Annotated in this window: 3 protein-coding genes and 1 riboswitch; all 3 genes read left to right on the top strand. The window is 30.1% G+C overall.

Annotated features, from left to right (window positions below):
- Positions 1–950 (top strand): nickel pincer cofactor biosynthesis protein LarC (larC, locus tag J7G74_RS02425; RefSeq protein WP_297131441.1); only part of this gene is annotated, 950 nt, incomplete at its 5' end.
- 46 nt (positions 951–996) lie between these two features.
- Positions 997–1,098: riboswitch (purine riboswitch) on the top strand.
- 172 nt (positions 1,099–1,270) lie between these two features.
- Entirely contained in the window at positions 1,271–2,737 is a 1,467-nt protein-coding gene (gene guaB, locus J7G74_RS02420) for an IMP dehydrogenase (protein WP_297131438.1), read from the top strand.
- Positions 2,737–4,269 (top strand): glutamine-hydrolyzing GMP synthase, encoded by a 1,533-nt coding sequence (gene guaA, locus J7G74_RS02415; protein WP_297131435.1) that lies wholly within the window; start codon positions 2,737–2,739, stop codon positions 4,267–4,269. The genes guaB and guaA overlap by 1 nt, the downstream gene beginning before the upstream one ends.
- Positions 4,270–4,483 lie beyond the last annotated feature (214 nt).

Here is a 4,483-nt window from a genome sequence, read left to right as displayed (position 1 = left end):
TTATAGATAATAGTTCTTTGAATACAGATATAAAGGAAAAATCTAAAAAAGTATTTATGACTGTTGCGCAGGCTGAAGCAAAAGTTCATGGTACTACAATTGATAAAATACATTTTCATGAAGTAGGAGCAATAGATTCTATAGTAGATATAGTAGGAAGTGTTATTTTATTAGATTTATTATGTATAGATAGAATTTACTCTACATCAGTTCCTCTAGGTTCTGGATTTATAAAATGTACTCATGGGGTAATTCCAGCAGCAGCTCCAGCAACAGTTGAGATATTAAAAAATGTTCCAGTAAAGTTTAATCATGTTGAAGGGGAATGTACAACTCCTACAGGGGCAGCTATTATAAAATCATTAAGTGATAAATTTATAAAAGAAATAAATTTCAACACTAGAAAAGTAGGATATGGAGTAGGACATAAAACCTTTGAAAAGCCAAATCTTTTAAGAACTTTTATCTGTGAAGAGGAAGAAGAAAATAATGAAGAAGTAATATATGAAATTTCTGCAAATATAGATGATATGTCTTGTGAGATTTATTCATATTTATTTGAAAAGGTATTGAATGAGGGAGCCTTAGATGTATATGCACAAAGTATATACATGAAAAAGAATAGGCCCGCATATAAAATAAGTATACTTGTTGAAGAAAAAGACTTGCACAAATTTACTAGAATTATATTGGAAGAAACATCTACTTTTGGAGTAAGATATAATAAGTATAATAGATGTAAGTTAGATAGAAAATTAATTGATATAGATACTAAATATGGGACTATAAAATTTAAGTTAGGATACTATAATGGTAAATTAATTAAGGCAAAACCAGAGTATGAACAATGCAAAAATATAGCGTTTAACTTAAATGTATCAATAAAAGAAATATATGATTCTATAAATATATCAATAAATGAAGAAATTATTGAAAATTTGTTGACATAAGCGAATTATTTTGGTAAATTATTATTCAATATCAGGAAAATAGCGAAATTTAAAATTTAAAATCACTCGTATATACTCAGAAATATGGTCTGAGAGTTTCTACCGAGATGCCGTAAAAATCTTGACTATGAGTGAAATTATTATATAAATTTGAATAATATTAATTATTAACTATATCTAAAGTAATATTTTAGGCAAGTTAATGAATTTATTTTCGAACCTGTATAGTGATTTCACTTTTGAAAAAAGTAGAAACTATACAGGTTTTTTTATATAAAAAAATATATGAATTTAAATTGGGAATTTGGAAGGAGATTAGTATGGCTGCAATAGTAAAAGAAGGATTAACTTTTGATGATGTTTTATTAATACCTCAAAAATCAGAAATATTACCAAAAGACATAAATACAGAGACTTATTTAACAAAAACAATAAAATTAAATATACCTCTAATGAGTGCAGGTATGGATACTGTAACAGAATCAAAAATGGCCATATCAATGGCTAGACAAGGTGGAATAGGTATTATTCATAAAAACATGTCTATAGAAAAACAAGCTTCAGAGGTTGATAGAGTAAAGAGAAGTGAAAGTGGAGTTATAGTAGATCCATTTTTCTTATCAAAAGACCATACAATTCAAGATGCTGACAATATAATGGCTAAATTTAGAATATCTGGTGTTCCTATAGTAGATGAAGAGAAAAAATTAATAGGGATAATAACAAATAGAGATATAAAATTTGAAAAAGATATGTCTAAAAAAATAGAAGATGCAATGACTAAAGATAATTTAGTAACAGCTGAAGAGGGAGTTACTTTAGAAGAAGCTGAACAAATTCTTAAAAAACATAAAATCGAGAAATTACCTATAGTAGATGATCAAGGTCATTTAAAAGGTTTAATAACTATAAAAGATATAGAAAAGAAAATACAATATCCTAACTCTGCAAAAGATAAAAAAGGAAGACTTTTATGTGGTGCAGCAGTAGGAATAACTAATGACGTATTAGTAAGAGTAAAAGCATTATATGAAGCTAAAGTTGACGTTATAGTTTTAGATAGTGCACATGGACATTCAAAAGGCGTTATAGAGGCAGTGAAAAAAATAAAAGCAGCATATCCAGATCTTCAAGTTATAGCAGGCAACGTAGCTACTGCTCAAGGTTGTGAAGATTTAATAAAAGCTGGAGCTGACTGTGTAAAAATAGGTATGGGTCCTGGATCAATATGTACAACAAGAGTTGTTGCTGGTATTGGTGTTCCACAAGTAACAGCAGTAATGGATTGTGCAGAGGTTGCCCAAAAATATGGTATTCCAGTAATTGCTGATGGAGGAATTAAGTACTCTGGGGATATTGTAAAAGCATTAGCAGCGGGTGCAAATGTTTGTATGATGGGATCTTTATTTGCAGGAACAGATGAAAGTCCGGGAGAAACAGTTCTTTATAGAGGAAGATCATATAAAGCTTATAGGGGAATGGGTTCTATAGCAGCTATGGAAGATGGATCAAAAGATAGATACTTCCAAGAGGGTTCTAAAAAACTAGTTCCAGAAGGTGTTGAAGGAATGGTTCCTTATAAAGGTAAAGCAGAAGATATAGCATACCAAATGTTAGGTGGAATAAGATCAGGTATGGGATATTGTGGAGCTCTTACAATAAAAGAATTACAAGAAACAGCACAATTTGTAAAAATAACAGCAGCTTCTTTAAAAGAAAGTCATCCACATGATATAACAATAACAAAAGAAGCACCAAACTATAGTACGCAAGGAGAAATAATGTAATGAAGCATGAATTAGTATTAGTTGTTGACTTCGGAGGTCAATACAATCAATTAATAGCAAGAAGAGTAAGAGAAAATAATGTGTACTGTGAGATAATACCTTACACTACTGATATAGAAGTAATAAAAGCAAAGAATCCAAAAGGGATAATATTTACTGGAGGACCTAATAGTGCATATTTAGCAGATTCTCCATCAATATCAAAAGAAATATTTGAAATAGGTGTACCTATACTAGGAATATGCTATGGACATCAAATAATGTCACATGTTCTAGGTGGCGTAGTTAGAAAAGGTAATACAGCTGAAAAAGAATATGGAAAAACATCAATAACATATAAGGAATCAAAATTATTTGAAGGTATGACTACTAATACAGTTTGGATGAGCCATACTGACCTAGTTGATACAGTAGCTGAAGGATTTGAAGTAATAGCTTACACTGATGATTGTCCAGTTGCAGCTATAGAAAACAAAGAGAAAAACTTATATGGAGTTCAATTCCATCCAGAAGTTGAACATTGTTTAGAAGGAGATAAAGTTCTTAGAAACTTCTTATATAATGTTTGTGAAGTAAGTGGAGATTGGACTACAGATTCATTTATAAGTGATAAAGTAAAAGAATTAAAAGAAGTAATCGGAGATAAAAAAGTATTATGTGCTTTAAGTGGTGGAGTTGATTCATCAGTAGCAGCAGTACTTGTTCATAGAGCGATAGGTGATAACTTAACTTGTGTATTTGTTGATCATGGTTTACTTAGAAAAAATGAAGGTGACGATGTAGAAAGAATATTCAGAGATAAATTTGACATGAACCTAATAAGAGTTAACTGTGAAGACAGATTCTTAGGTAAATTGAAAGGAATAACAGAGCCAGAAGCTAAGAGAAAAATAATAGGTGAAGAGTTTATAAGAGTGTTTGAAGAAGAATCAAATAAACTTGGAAAAATGGACTTCTTAGTTCAAGGAACTATATATCCAGATGTTGTAGAAAGTGGGCATGGAGAAGCGGCTACAATAAAATCTCACCACAATGTTGGTGGAATACCTGAAGATATAGAATTCCAAATAGTAGAACCTCTTAGAGAATTATTTAAAGATGAGGTTAGAAAAATAGGTTTAGAACTTGGAATAGACGAAGACTTAATATTTAGACATCCATTCACAGGACCAGGTTTAGGTATCAGAGTAATTGGTGAAGTTACAAAAGAAAGATGTGACATATTAAGAGAAGCTGATGCAATATATATGGATGAGCTTAAAAAAGCTGGTTTATATAAAGAAATATGGCAAGCATTTGCTACATTACCAGATGTAAAGACTGTTGGAGTTATGGGAGATGAAAGAACTTATGCTTATTTAGTAGGTTTAAGAGCTGTAACTTCTTCTGATGGAATGACTTCTGACTGGTACAAAATGCCATACGATGTATTGGAAAAAATATCAAATAGAATAGTAAATGAAGTTGATGGTGCTAATAGAGTTGTATATGATATAACTTCTAAACCACCAGGAACAATTGAATGGGAATAATAAATTATAAAAAGAAAAAAGATTATAAATCTTTTTTCTTTTTCATTTTTACTTATATAAAACATGAAAATTACTAAAAATATATACATTAGTAAAAATATAAAATATAGCGATTAGTTATAATGACATCAGGAGGAAAATATGAAACTAAAAAAAATGACAGCTTTAGGTGCAGCTATAATATTAACTTTATCAAGTTTAGTTGGTTGCGGAG

Source organism: Terrisporobacter sp., from assembly GCF_017888745.1.
Classification (GTDB): domain Bacteria; phylum Bacillota; class Clostridia; order Peptostreptococcales; family Peptostreptococcaceae; genus Terrisporobacter.
The sequence above is the reverse complement of the archived record's forward strand: the minus strand, read 5'-3'. Positions and strand labels throughout refer to the sequence as shown.

What these genes read in the sequence shown, in the direction of transcription:
- guaB (WP_297131438.1), top strand. Translation starts at nt 1,271, where the DNA reads ATGGCTGCAATAGTAAAAGAAGGATTAACTTTTGATGATGTTTTATTA.
- guaA (WP_297131435.1), top strand. Translation starts at nt 2,737, where the DNA reads ATGAAGCATGAATTAGTATTAGTTGTTGACTTCGGAGGTCAATACAAT.